General features: G+C 63.4%; 11 protein-coding genes. 3 read left to right on the top strand and 8 right to left on the bottom strand.

Annotated elements, in window-relative coordinates; genetic code table 11:
* Positions 1-4: 4 nt before the first annotated feature.
* Together FJW03_RS12490 and FJW03_RS12485 are read right to left on the bottom strand one after the other, a co-directional pair.
* Entirely contained in the window at positions 5-454 is a 450-nt protein-coding gene (locus FJW03_RS12490; RefSeq protein WP_023768256.1) for an RrF2 family transcriptional regulator, read from the bottom strand.
* Positions 455-705: 251 nt separating this feature from the next.
* The gene (locus FJW03_RS12485) at positions 706-1,692 is read right to left on the bottom strand and encodes a sulfate ABC transporter substrate-binding protein (RefSeq protein WP_140766411.1); all 987 of its coding nucleotides are present in this window, start codon (positions 1,690-1,692) and stop codon (positions 706-708) included.
* Positions 1,693-1,914: 222 nt separating this feature from the next.
* Between FJW03_RS12485 and FJW03_RS12480 the strand changes: the two genes are divergently transcribed.
* Both FJW03_RS12480 and FJW03_RS12475 read left to right on the top strand, forming a co-directional pair.
* Positions 1,915-2,187 carry an antitoxin gene (locus FJW03_RS12480; RefSeq protein WP_140766410.1) on the top strand — a complete coding sequence of 91 codons (273 nt, stop codon included), beginning with the start codon at positions 1,915-1,917 and terminating at the stop codon, positions 2,185-2,187.
* Between the two features lie 8 nt (positions 2,188-2,195).
* The gene (locus tag FJW03_RS12475) at positions 2,196-2,585 is read left to right on the top strand and encodes a type II toxin-antitoxin system VapC family toxin (protein WP_413466490.1); all 390 of its coding nucleotides are present in this window, start codon (positions 2,196-2,198) and stop codon (positions 2,583-2,585) included.
* Between the two features lie 7 nt (positions 2,586-2,592).
* On the opposite strand, the gene FJW03_RS12470 is transcribed toward FJW03_RS12475, so the two are convergent.
* The 4 genes from FJW03_RS12470 to FJW03_RS12455 all read right to left on the bottom strand — a co-directional run bounded on the left by FJW03_RS12470 (position 2,593) and on the right by FJW03_RS12455 (position 6,493).
* Complete coding sequence (locus FJW03_RS12470; RefSeq protein ID WP_140766409.1) at positions 2,593-3,648, bottom strand: sulfate/molybdate ABC transporter ATP-binding protein; 1,056 nt, start codon at positions 3,646-3,648, stop codon at positions 2,593-2,595.
* A gap of 70 nt (positions 3,649-3,718) precedes the next feature.
* On the bottom strand, positions 3,719-4,603 hold the full coding sequence (gene cysW, locus FJW03_RS12465; RefSeq protein ID WP_140766408.1) for a sulfate ABC transporter permease subunit CysW: 885 nt from the start codon (positions 4,601-4,603) through the stop codon (positions 3,719-3,721).
* Positions 4,596-5,447, bottom strand: a complete 852-nt coding sequence (gene cysT / locus FJW03_RS12460) for a sulfate ABC transporter permease subunit CysT (protein ID WP_140608974.1) — start codon at positions 5,445-5,447, stop codon at positions 4,596-4,598. The genes cysW and cysT overlap by 8 nt, the downstream gene beginning before the upstream one ends.
* Positions 5,448-5,464: 17 nt before the next feature.
* Positions 5,465-6,493: a sulfate ABC transporter substrate-binding protein gene (locus FJW03_RS12455; protein WP_140766407.1), complete on the bottom strand. Its 1,029-nt coding sequence runs from the start codon at positions 6,491-6,493 to the stop codon at positions 5,465-5,467.
* 54 nt (positions 6,494-6,547) lie between these two features.
* Here FJW03_RS12455 and FJW03_RS12450 point away from each other — a divergent pair, with 54 nt between their 5' ends.
* The gene (locus FJW03_RS12450; RefSeq protein ID WP_181168847.1) at positions 6,548-6,718 is read left to right on the top strand and encodes a hypothetical protein; all 171 of its coding nucleotides are present in this window, start codon (positions 6,548-6,550) and stop codon (positions 6,716-6,718) included.
* A 15-nt stretch (positions 6,719-6,733) separates the two neighbouring features.
* On the opposite strand, the gene pbpC is transcribed toward FJW03_RS12450, so the two are convergent.
* Both pbpC and FJW03_RS12440 read right to left on the bottom strand, forming a co-directional pair.
* On the bottom strand, positions 6,734-8,824 hold the full coding sequence (pbpC, locus tag FJW03_RS12445; protein WP_226890639.1) for a penicillin-binding protein 1C: 2,091 nt from the start codon (positions 8,822-8,824) through the stop codon (positions 6,734-6,736).
* A 212-nt stretch (positions 8,825-9,036) separates the two neighbouring features.
* Positions 9,037-14,517 carry an alpha-2-macroglobulin family protein gene (locus FJW03_RS12440; RefSeq protein ID WP_140766976.1) on the bottom strand — a complete coding sequence of 1,827 codons (5,481 nt, stop codon included), beginning with the start codon at positions 14,515-14,517 and terminating at the stop codon, positions 9,037-9,039.
* Between the last annotated feature and the right edge of the window lie 266 nt (positions 14,518-14,783).

Genomic DNA, 14,783 nt, shown 5'->3' with positions numbered 1-14,783 from the left:
GGCTCTAGATCTGGGATGTCAACTCGACCGGAAAATCATCATTGTCGGCATCGCGCATGGCGGCGAGGCTGCGATTGTCCAGCACCTCGGCGATTGCCTGGCGCACTTCCAGCATCATGTGCCGGACCTGACAGGTGGCCTCGTCGCAATCCTCGCAGCGCTGATATTGCGTGCGGCTGGCGCAAGGGATCGGCGCCAGCGGCCCGTCGAGCACGCGTACGACGTGGCCGATCTTGATCTCGGAGGCGGGGCGGGCGAGGCGATAGCCGCCTTCCTTGCCCTTGCGGCTTTGGACGAAGCCGGCATTGCGCAATTCGCCCAGGATGGCGTCGAGGAATTTCTTCGGGATGTTGTTGGCGACGGCAATGTCGTTGACGAAGGCCAATTGGCCAACCGGAAGGCTGGAAAGATGCACGAGGGCCTTGAGGCCGTATTTGCCCTTTTTCGTCAGCATGCCCAAGTCAACCCGCTAAAAACCCCAACCACCCGCATCTGGCGGCTGTTTGTGTGTAAATGATGACGCTTTTCCCGCGCGCTGCCGTTTCGCGACAACAAGTCGCCGGATGGCACGTTAGGCACAAACGCGTTGATTCTTTGTAACGTTTTGCATTGCGCCGGCAGAATCCCGGCCGGAACCGGCTGCCGGCCCATAAACGAAAAAGCCGGCAAAGTGCCGGCTCTCTCCGCGTCGCAGTGCTGCAGCTCTCAGCGGCTGCCATAGGCCTGGTCGAGCAGGCCGCCGGCGGCGAAATGCTCCTTCTGGATATTGCCCCAACCGCCGAAAACATCTTCCACCGTCAGCAGCCGAACATCGGGGAAATCGGCCTTGTACTTGGCGGCGACGGCGGGGTCGCGGGCCCTCAGGCCATTTTCGGCGGCTATGTCCTGGCCCTCTGGCGTGTAAAGGAAGTCGAGATAGGTCTTGGCCAGATCACGCGTGCCGTGCTCGTCGGCGACCTTGTCGACGATCGCCACCGGGAATTCGGCCCGCAGGCTGACCGAGGGCGTGACCTGCTCGAATTTGTCGTTGCCATATTCCTTGCGGATGCCGCGTGTCTCGGACTCGAACGTGATCAGCACGTCGCCGATCTCGCGCTGCACGAAGGTGGTGGTCGCGGCGCGCCCGCCGGTGTCGAAGATCGGCACGTTGTTGAACAGCCTGGTGATGAACTCCTTCACCTTGGCGTCGTCGCCCTTGAAGGCTTCCTTGGCGTAGGCGGTCGCTGCCAGATAGGTGTAGCGCGCATTGCCGGAGGTTTTCGGGTTGGGGAAGATCACCTGCACGTCGTCGCGCACCAGATCGTTCCAGTCCTTGATGTGTTTGGGATTGCCGGCGCGCACCAGGAAGGACGGCAGCGAATAGAAGGGCGAGGCGTTGTCGGGAAAATCTTTCTGCCAGTCGGCGGAGACCAGACCTTTCTTGACCAGGAAATCAATGTCGGTGACCTGATTGAAAGTGACGACATCGGCGCCAAGGCCTTCGGCGATGGCGCGCGCCTGGGCCGAGGTGCCGGCATGCGACTGGTCGATGGTCACGCCCGGATGCTTCTCGATGAACGCCTTGTTGACCTGGACGAACAGTTCGCGGCCGACGTCATAGGAGGCGTTGAGCAGCTTGTCGGCCGACCAGGCTTGAGAGGATGCGAGGAACAGGCCGGCGACGGTCGCGATGCCGAGGAAAAATCGCTTCATGAAAACAGGCTCCGGATGCAATGCGCTTATGGCTCTCACCATAGCCGGGGTGTGGAGTGCGCGACGAGGCATGCGGGGAGGCTCTGCGCCCGGGCCGTGAGAAAAGACGCGGGCGAAACAGCGTCTGATTGGTATTTCGTTCCAACCAGCCGGTCGGGCGGTCTCGCGCATTGTATTTGCTTTTTTATGCATATACATTTGGCATATGCAAAGGAGCCAACAATGCCCCAGCACCGCCAGTCAACGACGAGGCCCAAAGAGGCGAAGCTGTTCCGCAACAATCGAAGCCAGGCAGTGCGCATTCCCGTCGAGTTCGAGCTTCCGGGCGACAGGGTCCTGATCAGTCGGGAAGGCGACCGTCTGGTCATCGAGCCGGTTCGCAGGCCGGGTCTCACCGCGCTGCTTGCCCAGTGGGCGAACGAGCTACCGCTCGGTCCCGAGGACGATTTCCCTGAATTCGACGACGCGCCTGTCAAACCCGAGGACATTCTTTGATACGGTTCATGCTGGACACGAACATTATCAGCGACATGATCCGAAACCCGGCTGGCAAAGCCGCGAGTACCGTGTTGCGTGTGGGGGACTCCGCAGTGTGCACCAGCATCGTGGTCGCCTCGGAATTGCGGTATGGCTGTGCCCGAAAGGGATCGGCAAAGCTGCTCAAGAAAGTTGAGGAACTTTTGGCTGAGATTCCTGTTTTGCCGCTCGATGTGCCGGCGGACGCCGGTTACGGCGCCATACGCGCCGAATTGGAAGGCCTCGGCCAACCAATTGGCCACAATGATCTCTTCATTGCTGCCCATGCCTGCGCTCTTGGTATCACGCTGGTAACGGCCAACACTGGAGAATTCACCCGGATCAGCGGGCTGAAGGTTGAAAACTGGCTGGCTTGACGCTCATTCAGGCCGTCACGTTTATGACTTTCGGAAACAGCTTCCAGCGTCCCGGCCTGAAAGCAACCCGGCTTTTCTGCGCCGCCGGGTGGTCGACGGGTAACTCTATCTCGACGCGCTGGCGCTCGCCGCCGATCTCGAGTTCCACCCGCCGGGTGCCGGCAACGCGGCGGCTGGCGGCGACGGTGCCGGCGATGCAGCCGCTGCAGCCGTCGAGCAGTTCGACATCGTGCGGACGGAAGTACAGCGTCGCATCGCCCGAAGGCGCACGCGGCGCCGGCAGCCCGATCGGACGGTCGGCGAGCCAGATTTCGCCATTCTCGACCTTGACCGGAAGCGAGCTCGATTCACCGATGAAGCCGTAGACGAAGGGAGAGTTTGGGGTGTCGTAGATGTCGTCGGCGGTGCCGACCTGCTCGATGCGGCCCTGGCTCATCACCACCACGCGATCGGCAAGCTCCAGCGCCTCTTCCTGGTCATGGGTGACGAAGACGGTGGTGTGGCCGGTGCGGTCATGGATTTCGCGCAGCCAGCGGCGGAGTTCGCGGCGCACCTGCGCATCGAGTGCGCCGAACGGCTCGTCGAGCAGCAGCACCTTGGGTTCGATCGCCATGGCGCGCGCCAGCGCGACACGCTGGCGCTGGCCACCGGAGAGTTGCGCCGGGTAGCGCTTCTCCAGTCCCGAAAGCTGGACGAGATCGAGAAGCTCGGAGGCACGGCGGCGGATTTCCGCGGCCGGCGGCCGCGTCGGCCCGTGCCGGACCTTCAGGCCGAAACCGATATTATCGGCCACGGTCATGTGCCGGAACAGCGCGTAGTGCTGGAACACGAAGCCGACATTGCGTTCCTGAATCGACTTCTGCGAAGCATCCTCGTCGCCGAAGAAGATCTTTCCGCGCGTCGGCCGCTCCAGCCCGGCGATCAGCCGCAGCAGCGTGGTCTTGCCCGAACCGGAGGGCCCCAGCAACGCGATCAACTCGCCGGACTTGATGTCGAGCGACACGTCGTGGAGCGCCGGAAACCGCTCGAATTCCTTGCGCACGTTGGCAACGCGAACTTCCATCAACAGTCCCTTTGTAGTGGATGGATCTCGTTATCCCAAAACCGGTAGCCACTTTTGGGCGACTGCATTGCTAATGCCCGCGCGTCGCGGCGAGTTCGGCGCCGTAGCGCATCTCGAGCAGTGTTTTCAACACCAGCGTGACAAGCGCGAGGCCGGCCAGCAACGAGGCGACGGCAAAGGCGCCTACGGCATTGTATTCATTGTAGAGGATTTCGACATGCAGCGGCATGGTGTTGGTCAGGCCCCTGATATGGCCCGAAACCACCGAGACCGCGCCGAACTCGCCCATGGCGCGGGCGTTACACAACAGCACGCCATAGAGCAGGCCCCATTTGACGTTGGGCAGCGTCACATACCAGAAGGTCTGCCAGCCATTGGCGCCGAGGGAGAGCGCTGCTTCCTCATCGCCATTGCCCTGTTCCTGCATCAGCGGGATCAGTTCGCGGGCGACAAAGGGGAAGGTGACGAAGATGGTGGCGAGCACGATGCCCGGCACGGCGAACAGGATGACGATGCCGTTGGCCTTCAACCAGGCGCCAAGCAGCCCCTGGGCGCCGAACATAAGCACGTAGACCAGTCCCGATATGACCGGCGAGACCGAGAAGGGCAGGTCGATCAGCGTGGTCAGGAAGGCCTTGCCCTTGAACTCGAACTTGGCGATCGCCCAGGCCGCGGAGATGCCGAAGACAATGTTGAGCGGCACCGAGATCGCCGCCACCAGCAGCGTCAGCCGGATCGCCGAGCGCGTATCGGCGTCGCCGAGCGATTGCGTGTAGGCGCCGACGCCTTTGGCGAGCGCTTCATGGAAGACGATGATCAGCGGCAACAGCAGGAAAATGCCCAGAAAGGCGAAGGTGACGACCATGAGCACGGCTTGCGCCGGGCGGCTTTCGGTGACCGCCGCCGAGCGGCTTTCATGATACAGCTCGTAGGATTTGATCTCGGGATCAGCCATAGCGCTTGCGGCTCCATGTCTGCACGAGATTGACGACCAGAAGCATGATGAAAGACAGCAACAACATGATCGCCGCGATCGCGGTGGCGGCGGGGTAGTTGTACTCCTCAAGCCGGATGACGATCAGAAGCGGCGCGATCTCGGATTTGTAGGGCAAGTTGCCGGCGATGAAGATGACCGAGCCGTATTCTCCGACACCGCGCGCGAAGGCGAGCGAAAAGCCGGTGATAATGGCTGGCGCAAGGCCTGGAAACAGCACACGGGTGATGATCTGAAACCGGTTCGCGCCAAGCGTGGCGGCGGCTTCCTCTACCTCCTTGTCGATTTCCTCCATGATCGGCTGCACAGTGCGCACGACGAAGGGCAGGCCGATGAAGACCAGCGCGATGACGATGCCTGATGGCGTGTAGGCGACCTTGATGCCGAGCGGCATCAGCAATTTGCCGATCCAGCCGTTCGGTGCATAGAGTGTGGTCAGCGCGATGCCGGCCACCGCCGTCGGCAGCGCGAAGGGCAGGTCGACCATGGCGTCGACAATGCGGCGGCCGGGAAAGCGGTAGCGCACCAGGACCCAGGCGACGAGCGTGCCGAAGATCACATTGACGGCAGCCGCGATGAAGGCGGTGCCGAAACTGATTTCCAGCGCATTGGTGGTGCGGCGATCGATGGCGATCGCCCAGAAATCGGTCCAGCCGAGGGCGGCCGAACGCCAGATCAGCCCCGACAAGGGGATCAGGATGATGAGGGTGAGGTAGGCAAGCGAGAAGCCGAGCGTCAATCCGAAACCCGGAATGACGCTCGGCTGTCTGAACCGCCACCCCGCCTGCGCGGGTGCTGTGGTCATGTTGTCCTGGTCTATTCTTACTGGGCCGGCTTGTAGATCTGGTCGAATATACCACCGTCGGCGAAATGGTAAGGCTGGGCTTTTTTCCAGCCGCCGAACAGCGGGTCGTCGATGGAGATCAGCTTGATATCCGGGGTCTTGGGGAGATCCGCCGGCGCTACGAGTTCGGGCTTGGCCGGCCGATAGTGGTTCTTGGCGATGATCGTCTGCCCCTCCTTGGAATAGAGGTAGCTCAGATAGGCTTCAGCGACCTTGCGCGTGCCCTTGGCATCGACATTGGCATCGACGATCGCCACCGGCGGTTCGGCCAGGATCGAGGTCGGCGGATAGACGATGTCGAAATTGTCGGCACCGAATTCGTCAAGCGCCAGGTAGGCGTCGTTTTCCCAGGCAATCAGCACATCGCCCAGGCCTTTTTGCGCGAAGGTCACGGTCGAGCCGCGCGCACCGGTGTCGAGTACCGGCGCATTGGCATAGAGCTTGCCGACGAATTCCTTGTTCCTGGCCTCGTCGCCGCCGTCGTGAGCGTTGGCGTAGGCCCAGGCGGCCAGATAGTTCCAGCGTGCGCCACCCGAGGTCTTGGGGTTGGGCGTGATCACCTGGACGCCGTCCTTCACCAGATCGTTCCAGTCGTGGATGGCTTTGGGATTGCCCTTGCGGACGAGGAAGATGATGGTCGAGGTGTAAGGCGCTGAATTGTTCTCGAATTTCGTGCGCCAGTCGGGATTGATCTTCTTCGACTTCGAGACGATGGCGTTGATGTCGCCCTCGAGCGCCAGCGTCACGACGTCGGCGTCGAGGCCATCGATGACGGCGCGAGCCTGTGCGGCCGACCCGCCATGCGACTGCTGGATGGTCACCGTCTCGCCGGTCTCGGCCTTCCAATGCGCGGTGAAGGTCTCGTCATAGGCTTTGTACAACTCGCGTGTTGGATCGTAGGACACGTTGAGAATGGTGGTGTCGGCAAACGCGAAACCGAGCGTGCCGAACTGGACAGATGTGGCGATCAGCGCGCCGAGCAGCTTCATGAAATGAGGTTTGGTCATTTCTGCCTCCATTGAACTGCTTAAAATCTACCAAGTTGATAGAAATTAGATGCAATGAATGTTGCCTTTTTTGCCCTTCTGGAGAAAATCTTCGACGACATCGGGCTGTGTCGCGAAATGTTTTCCTCATCCATGCTCGGTGAGGATCGATATCCGTCACCCAGCCTCGCGATCGGCATGGGCAATAATCTTCCAAACTCTACCTACAAAAAATCAATGCGCTGAATCGCCTGGCCTCGTTTATTCAACGAAAACCTTCACGCTGGCCGCCCGTCCCACGGCGTCGATCACGGTCAGCGTCGAATAGCCAGCGCCGTCCGGTTGCCAGGTCGCCGTGCGGCGGCGGTCGATACCAACCAACGGCTTGCCGTTGGCAAGCCAGCGGAATGGGGCGCGGCCGCCCTGCAGCTTGAGCACCAGCGGCGTGGCATCGGCAGAAGTGGTGCCGAGATCGACGCGGGCGCCGTCCGGTGGAAAGACGATGGTTGGGGCCGGCTCGGTCGGCGTTGCCTGCACGAGACCGTCCGAACCGGCGCCGAAGCGGGCAAGTGTTACCGGCAGGTCCTCTCGCCTGGGGGTGAAAGCGCCGGGCGGCTTGCCCGGCAGCGGCACGGTGGCAAGGCCGGAGCGGACAAAGCCTTCGAACAGGATGGGCGCGGCCGAGACATAGCCGGAGAGACCGGGCACAGCGCCGGCGTCGGGCCGGCCAACCCAGACGCCCAACACATAGCGGCCGTCGAAGCCGACCGACCAGGCGTCGCGGTAACCGTAGGAGGTTCCGGTCTTGTAGGCGATGCCACGCTGCAAGGCGCCTTCCGGCGGCTTGACCCCCGACAATATGTCGATGATCTGCCAGTTGGCCTGGTCGTTGAGGATGGTGGTGGCCGAGCTTTCGGCATTGGCCGGTTCGGTGCCATCGTGCAACGTGTGCGTCTTGCCGCCATTGGCGAGCCCCGTATAGAGCTGGACCAGATCGCGCAGCGTGACGCCAACCCCGCCGAGGCCAATGGCCAGGCCCGGCGCCTCATTGACCGGCAGGATCGGGTTGACGCCCGCCTGGCGGAAGCGCGCGGTCAACCGCGCCGGGCCGACGGCGTCGAGCACGCGGATCGCCGGCACATTGAGCGACAGTTGCAGCGCCTGGCGGATGCTGACGTCACCCTGGTAGCCCATGTCGAAATTCCTCGGCCTGTACCCGCTGAAATCGACAGGGCTGTCCTCGATCAGCGTTTCCTGCGCCACCAGCCCCTGTTCGAAGGCGAGGCCGTAGATGAACGGCTTCAGCGTCGAGCCGGGCGAGCGCACGACCTTGGTCATGTCGATCCAGCCGGAACGGCTGGCGTCGAAGAAGTTAGCCGAGCCGACTTCGCCCAGAATGTCGCCGGTGCGGGAGTCGGCCAGCACCATGGCGACGGAGAGACGCGGCCCAAGCTTGGCGGCGGCGTCGCGCGCCACCTGTTCCAATCCTTGCTGGACGCTTTTGCGGATCATCAGCTTGAGCGGCTGTCCGGGCACGGCTTTCGGCAGCATCGCATAGGAGGCATGTGCCGCCAGCGCCGGCAAGGTGCGGCGCAGGCCCGACACATCGTCGAGTGCTGCGCGTCCCGCCTCGCGCTCGCCGATCAGGCCGGATGAGACCATGCGGCTCAGCACTCGGTCGCGGGCGGCATGGGCGATTTCGAGGTTGCGGTCAGGCCGGCGCTTTTCCGGTAATTGGGGCAGGGCGACGAGCAGCGCGGCTTCAGAGACGGTGAGCCGCTTCGGCTCCTTGCCGAAATAGGCGAGCGAGGCGGCGCGCACGCCTTCGAGGTTGCCGCCATAGGGCGCCAGCGTCAGGTAGCGTTCGAGGATCTCGCGCTTGGACAGCCGCCGCTCGATCTGGATGGCGCGCAGCATCTGCTTGATCTTGGAACCGATGCTGCGGCTTTCGCGCGGCTCGATCAGGCGCGCAAGCTGCATCGACAGGGTCGAGCCCCCGGAAACGATGTGGCCGCTGGTGACGAGCTGGCCGGCGGCGCGGCCAAGCGCCAACACGTCGACGCCGTCATGATCCCAGAAACGCTTGTCCTCATAGGTGACCAGCATATCGACGAACTGCTTGTCGACCTGATCGAGATGGGTTTCGAGCCGCCAGTAGCCGTCCGGCGTGGCGAAGGCGCGCAATAACTGGCCATCGCGGTCCTGGACCTCGGTGGAGACGGCGAGTTTCTTGGGAAGCGGGGGCGGGAAGGCGCGGTCGAGCTCCCAAAGGGCTGCGAAGGAAAGAGCCAGGAAGCCGGCGCAGGCACCAGCGGTTATGGCGGCGCGGCGAAGAAATTTTCTGGAGAGCATCGCGCCGCCCCTCATCGCCCTGCCGGGCATTTCTCCCCGTATAGAGACGGGGAGAAAGAGGCTGTTGCTGATGGTTTCGCCAATCGCCAGCGTTGCAGAAACAGCGGCGAAATTCGCGGCAGTCCCCTTCTCCCCGTCACTATACGGGGAGAAGGTGCCGGCAGGCGGATGAGGGGCGGCGCCATCGTCCTGTTCATAGTTGTCAGCACACCTTACGGCGCCTTGATCTCCATCATGCCGGTGGCGGTGCGGGCCGAATATTGCGGCCGGTACATGTCCTCCACCGTTGCCGCGGGATGGGCGTAGGTGCCCGGCGTCACGGCGCGCACGACATAGGCGAGCGTCAGATTGTGGTCATGGTCGCCATCGGCCGGGTTGAACGCCGCAACGAAACGGTCGTCGCGGAATTCGAGATGGGCGGCGTCGGTCTGTGCCAGCCAGGAGAAGTTCGTCAGCTGGGCACTGGAGACCAGGCCGGGGTTGTCGATCTCGAAGCCGGCCGGCAGAAGGTCGGTGACCAGCAGGCGCGAGGGCCAGCTGTTCTGCTCCGTCACCTTGAGCACGACGACATAGCGTTCGTTCTGCGTTGCCTCCGTCACATTGGCTTCGGTGCCGTCGAGCTTGTAGTAGGTGCGCGCGATGGTGAAGCCTTCACCGCCGGCCGGCAAAGGCTGGACCGGCGACGCCACGGTGGTGACGACGGCCTGCAGCGGGGTCTTGCCGGTGTTGGCGATTTCGAGCGGGCTGTCGACGAGGTCGGAGCCGTTGACCTGGTTGGAATAGCCGCCGGAATGCGGCGCGCCGTTGACGGTCAGCGTGATGGAATCATTGCCTTCCTTCAGCGCACGAGCCGACAGCAGCATCCAGGATTCGTCCTGGGTGCCGGTCCAGCGGGCTTCGGCCCGTTCCCTGGTCACCAGCTTGATCAGCTCGGGCACGATCGTCGACACCGGCTTCGATTCCGCCGCCAGCGCCAGCATCGCCGCGCCGTCACGCAGCGGCGAGCCGTAGTCGGAGCGGTAGTAGTCGTAGTCGGTAGTCGACTTGGCAAGCTGCAGCGCGGTCTTGAACGTCGCCTCCGAGCGCTGGGTGTCGCCGTAGAGCGCCAGGCTCGCCGCCAACTGGGCGACGGCCATCGGACTCGAGAAGGCTTCCAGCTGGGTGTCGGCATAGTAACGCAGGTCGCCGATCGAGGCCTTTTTGTTGCGGGCCAGGACATAGAGGGCGTAGGCGATCTCGCTGCCGCGGTCCTGTACGCTCTGGTCATAGCCGAGCGAGTTTTGCAAATTGTTCAGCGCCTGGTTCATGGCCTGGGCAGGCACGTCGTGTTTCTGCTCACGCGCCCGGGTCAGGAACTCGCTGACATAGGCGTCGAGCCACAGGTCGCCGGAGCCGGGTCCCCACAGGCCGAAGCTGCCGTTTGAGGATTGGTAGCTCAGGACCTTGTAGATGGCATCCTGGACGCGGCCATGCAGGTCTGGATCGCTTTCCATGCCGATGCCGGAGGCCATCTCGTTGACGTAGAGGAGCGGCATGGCGCGGCTGGTCGTCTGCTCGGCGCAGCCATAGGGATAGCGGTCGAGCGTCATCAAGAGCGAGGGCACGTCGAAGGCAGCCGCCTGCGAAACACCGACGCTGACGGAGGCGCCATCAAGCAGGCTTGCCGCCAGAAGCTCCTTGTCGACGCGAAGCGCGCCGCCATTGCCCTTAAGGTCGACCACCAGGCGGGTGGTGACCGGCAGCTGTGCCGGGCGCACCGGCACATAGAGCGTCTGCTCGACTTTGATGCCGTCGGCATGGGCAAGCCGGATGGTCAGCGAGGCATTGCCCGCCGTCTTGGCGATCAGAGGCACGGTCAAGGTCTGGCGCTTGCCCTGGGCGAGCGTCAGCTTCTGGGGCAGGGGCTTGTCGCCGGTCGACAGGTCGCCCGTGGTGTCGATCGACAGCGCGTAGTCGCCGGCAGGGCCGTCGGTGTCAGCCACGTCGAGCCGCATGACGGCGTTGTCCCCAGGGGCGAGGAAGCGCGGCAGGCCGGCCGTGATCACCACGGGATCGCGCACGATCACATCCGACTGTGCATGGCCGACGGCATCCTTGGTCCAGGCGACGGCCATGACGCGCACGGTGCCGTTGAACTGCGGAATGTCGAAATCGATCCGCGCCTTGCCGTCGGCGTCGAGTTGGACAGGGCCAGAGAAGAAGGCGACCAGCTTTTCGGTGGGCGGGCTGCCTTGCGCCTGCATGTTGGCGCCGTCACCGCCGGTCCGCAGCTTGCCGGTGGTGCCTAGCGAGCCGTCGATCAGGCGGCCGTAGATGTCGCGGATCTCCATGCCCAGCATGCGCTGGCCGAAGAACCAGTTCTCAGGGTCCGGCGCCTTATAGTTGGTCAGGTTGAGGATGCCGACATCGACGGCCGCGACCATGACATAGGCATTGCTTCCCGGCTGCACGCCGGCCACGGAAACCGGAATCGACAGCTGTCGGCGCGGCATGGTCTTGTCCGGCGGCGCGAGCGCAACGGCGAGCTTCTTGGCGCCCGGGTCGACCTTCAGCCATTTCACGCCGATGGCGCGGGCCGGCATGCGGCTCTCTTGGGCATCGCCCGGCCGGAACAGTGTCGCGGTGACATAGGCGCCGGCACCCCAGTCGTCGCCGACCGGAATGTCGACGGTGCTGCCGCCGGCCGGCACGGTCGCCGTGATGGTCTTCAAGAGCTTGTCGGAACCGATGTTGATCAGAAGTTCGCCCGCAAAATGCGGCGAGACCTTGAGCTTGGCCACTTCGCCGGCGGCGTAATTGTCCTTGTCCAGCGCAATTTCCAGGCCGTCAGGCGTTTCGGTGGTGGTCGAGGCGACGTACCAGCCGGCGTCGAATTCATAGCTGGTCGCCGGTCCCTCGGGGTCCGAGGTTTCGACCTCGAGCCGGTACTGGCCCCAGTCGACCGGTAAGGAGACGGTGGCGTCGCCATCGGCGCCGAGGTCGACCTGGCCGTTGGCGATCGACTTGGTGAAGGTGACCGGCTCGTAGTTCCACGAATTGTTGGAGCGGTACCACTGGTAATTGCGTTCGACCTTGACCAGTGTCCAGCGCGCGCCTTTCAGCGCCTCGCGCTTGCCGTCGGGATCGACGGCGATCAGGCTGAACTTGGCCGTGCCGCCCTGTGGCACCTCATTGTCGGCGAAGTCCGGGCGGATGCCGATCATGTGGCCTTGCGGGCGGATACCGATGTTGAGCGACCGTTCGATGGCGCGGCCACCGGCTTCGCGCATGCGCACCGTCACCTTGCCGTCGACCAGCTTGGTGGTCGAAGGCAACTGGTCGACCGAGATCGGGAAGGTCGCCTTGCCGTCATCGCCGACCACCGGCAGATTGGCGAGCGGCGTGACCGTGGGCTCCGCCGACTGTTCATCGGCGAGGCCGAAGGAAAAATCGGGGAAGCGGTCCCAGTCGCGCGACGTCGACAGCGTCAACTCACCTTCCAGCGCCAGACCCGCCGCCGGCGCGCCGTAAAGGAAGCGGCCATCTATGTTGATGTTGGCGGTTTCGCCCCGCGCGATCTCCTGCTTGTCGGCCTTCATGTCGAATTCGATGCGATCCGGCACGAAGTCCTCGACCAGGAACATCTGGCTAGCCACCGCCGGCTGCTTGGGATCGGTGTGGATCGACACCGACCAGGTGCCGCGCATCGCATTGGGTTCCAAAGGCAGGTCGACGGCGTGGCCGCCGGCCGAGGCGCCGTCGCTGACGATCCGGCGGTCCTCGACACCATCCGGGCGCGAGAAGATGAAGGTCAGCGGCAGGTTCTCGACCGCCTTGGCCGCGCCGTCGCGGGCAAGGGCGGCGACATGGACATCCTCGCCGGCGCGGTAGATGCCGCGTTCGGTCCAGGCGTAGACATCCAGCGCACCGGGTGCCGCGCGCCCGGTGACACCACGGTCGGACAGGTCGAAGCCGGCCTTGGACATGTCGAGGAAGACGAAATCATTGTCCCCTTGCTTCGCCATCAGCACGGCCGGTGCCATGCCGCCATCGCCGCGCGTCAGGCCGGGATTGAACACGGCATGGCCGTCGGCATCCGACGTCGCGGTGCCGAGAACCTCGTTGTTCCTGGCAACCAGCGTCAGTTCGGCGCCGGCAATCGGCTTGGCGGAGCCGAGCGAACGGGCAAAGACGTTGAGACCGTCCTGGCCGGTATAGGTCGACAGGCCGATGTCGGAGACGACGAACCACTGCGTGGCCAACGAATTGTAGCTGTCGCCCTTGTCGTTGACGGCTTGGGCGGTCAGCACATAGACGCCGGGCTTGCGCTGCGGCAGGGCTTCGTCGACCGGAAAGGAGGTGGTGACCTCCTTGTTCAAATCGTTGACGATATCGAGCTGGCCATGCCAGACCGGCGCGCCCATCTGCTCGGAAACGGTGGAAATGTCATAGCCGTCGAGCTGGTGCAGGAACTGGTAGCCCGACAGAAGCTGCGCCAGCGAACGGTCGCCGATGCGGAAGAGCTTCATCTCGGCGGCGTTCATGTTGACGGTGACGACCGGAATGCCGCGGCGCGCGCCGGCCGGCAGCACGAAGCTGTCGCCGGTGAAGCGGGCGGACGGCGCGCGGTCCTGCACATAGATCGACAGCACCACGGGGGCGGCGGTGACTTCGCCGATGGCGGCCGGCAGGCCGGCGCGGAAGGTGACGTCATAATGCTGGCCGTGTTCGAGGCCTTCGACGCAGATCTGCTTGTCCTTGGCCTCGACGCCCTTGGGTGGCGCGTTGTCGACGGTCACGAACTGCGCGTAATCAACACCGGTCTTAACCAATTCCTCGGAGAATTGCGCGCAGATGCGTGGCGCGCTGGTGTCGGCATCGACGCTATGGTCGATGACGCGGAAACCCTTGCGGGCCTTCAGATCGGCATACTCGGCCTGGACGGAAGGCGAAGCCACGAGGGCAAGGCTCGCCTCATAGGCCTGCAAGGCCGGGCGGTAGAGGTCACGTTTGTCGAGGCCGGCGCCGAGCAGCGCCAGCACGTCGGCGCGCGTCTTGGTGGTGCGCAGCAGCTTGTAGGCGTTGAAAGCGGCGGAAGTGCCATTTGCCGGCAAAGTGGAGGCTTCGGATGTGTTGGCGGCAGGCTGCACGGCCAGCGTTTCGCGCGCCAGGTCGAGCCAGAGCTGGCCGTCGTCCGGCATCACCGAGACCGCGGCCTCGTATTTCTGCATGGCGGAGTGATGGTCGCCGGTCAGCACGGCCTGCTCGGCGGCATTGGTCAGCGCCGCCATGCCTTCGGTCGGCTTGGTAAAGGCGGGACCGAGCAGTTTATTGCTGTATTGCTGAGCCTGGTCGGCCATCCAGTTGGGGAAGAAGGCAAGCTCCGGCGGCGCGCCGATATCGGGATCGCCGTCGATGTTGACGATCTTGCCCGCAACCGCACCATTGAAGGGCTTCAACTGGTTGTAGTCGGATTTGAGAAAGCACCATTTGGCCTTGGTGTTGTAGGTGAAGGCACGGCAGGCCGGATCGCCAAGGCAGGTCGTCTTGCACTGGTCGAGCGTGACGTTCTGGTCGGATCGGAGGTCGAAACCGAAATAGTCGGAATTGTCCGTTGTTGCGATTTTTCGCGCCTCGGCCGCTTGCGCCACAGTACCCAAGGCAAAAAAGAGAAGGATGAGAATCGACAGACCACGAGCCGCGCGCATTGCCATAACACCCTCCAGACAATTGCAGACGTCCGGGCATGATCAAGCTTCAGTCAGGCTTGTCAACGCGCGGGCGCGGCAGGTTTCCGCCTGCCAACGGTTTATTTTCCGGCCGATCACCGGTATGCGGGCAATAACCTCCATAGGACAGGGGATCACGCATTCTTGCGGTGTCGCAAAAGGTGTGAATTCCAAGCCCGTCCTATTTCAGACAATTGGATTGTGGCCCCTTTACGAGCGCTTCAGAACTTCATTCCAATTTTAGTTTTGTG

It is taken from the genome of Mesorhizobium sp. B4-1-4, from assembly GCF_006439395.2.
GTDB lineage: Bacteria > Pseudomonadota > Alphaproteobacteria > Rhizobiales > Rhizobiaceae > Mesorhizobium.
The sequence above is the reverse complement of the archived record's forward strand: the minus strand, read 5'-3'. Positions and strand labels throughout refer to the sequence as shown.